This is a genomic window from Flavobacterium bomense (assembly GCF_003970355.1).
The window spans coordinates 1-1038 of the sequence record NZ_RYDJ01000281.1; the positions used below are offsets into that span (position 1 = coordinate 1).

Genomic DNA, 1038 nt, shown 5'->3' on the forward strand with positions numbered 1-1038 from the left:
GTTCTTTTACGATTTCTTTATCCAAATCTTTGTCTAAAAGCATTTTAAACAATTTTACAGTTGCCATCGCATCGCCGCTCGCACGATGTCTTTCGGCCATTGGGATTCCTAAGGCTCGAACCAATTTTCCTAAACTGTGGGAAGTTTGTTCTGGCAATAATCTCTTGGATAATTCGACAGTACAAAGTGTTTTTATATTGAAATCATATCCCAAACGACGAAATTCAGTGCGAAGAATTCGGTAATCGAAATCGGCGTTGTGTGCCACTAAAACGCAATCATTAGTCATTTCGATAATGCGTTTGGCTACTTCAAAAAACTTTGGAGCAGAGCGCAACATGGCATTATTAATTCCAGTCAATTTCACTACAAATGGCTGAATTGGAATTTCGGGATTGACCAAGCTAATGAACTGGTCTACGATTTCGTGACCGTCAAATTTATAAATGGCAATTTCCGTAATTCCTTCTTCGTTGAATTGTCCTCCTGTGGTTTCTATGTCGAGTATTGCGTACAAAATAAGTGTTCGGTGTTCAGTTTTTTAGTGATCAGCTATTGGAACTTTAAATACAATTAGCATACAAATTTTTAGTAAATCAATCTGCAACTTTAAATCTGCACGCAATCTGCAACCTGCCATCTGCCATCTGTAACCTGCCATCTGCAGCCTGATTACTGAATACTAAAAGTAGTCCCTTCTTTCCCGTCCTTCAACTGAATTCCTAAGGCAATCAATTGATTTCTTATTTGATCTGACATTGCAAAATCTTTATTGCCTCTAGCCTCATTTCGCATACCTATTAGCATATTGACTACGCCTTCTAGTTTTTCGTTATTGTTTTCAATACCTTTTTCGTCTTTAAGTCCCAAAACATCAAAGATAAAAGTGTTTGTCGAATGAATAAATAATTTTAAATCTTCGGCTGTGAGGCTAGCAGAATTATCATTTAATAAATTGATGTACCGAATTCCTTCAAATAAATTAGCGATTAGAATTGGAGTATTAAAATCGTCATTCATTGCTGCATAACAACTTTG

2 protein-coding genes are annotated in these 1038 nt (G+C 36.3%); both read right to left on the minus strand.

Features of this window, described 5'->3' with window-relative positions; genetic code table 11:
• On the minus strand, positions 1 to 517 hold a 517-nt coding region (locus tag EKL98_RS17305; protein WP_148104484.1), incomplete at its 3' end, for a 3'-5' exonuclease.
• A 155-nt stretch (positions 518 to 672) separates the two neighbouring features.
• Positions 673 to 1038 (minus strand): DALR domain-containing protein (locus tag EKL98_RS17310; RefSeq protein ID WP_317125414.1); only part of this gene is annotated, 366 nt, incomplete at its 5' end.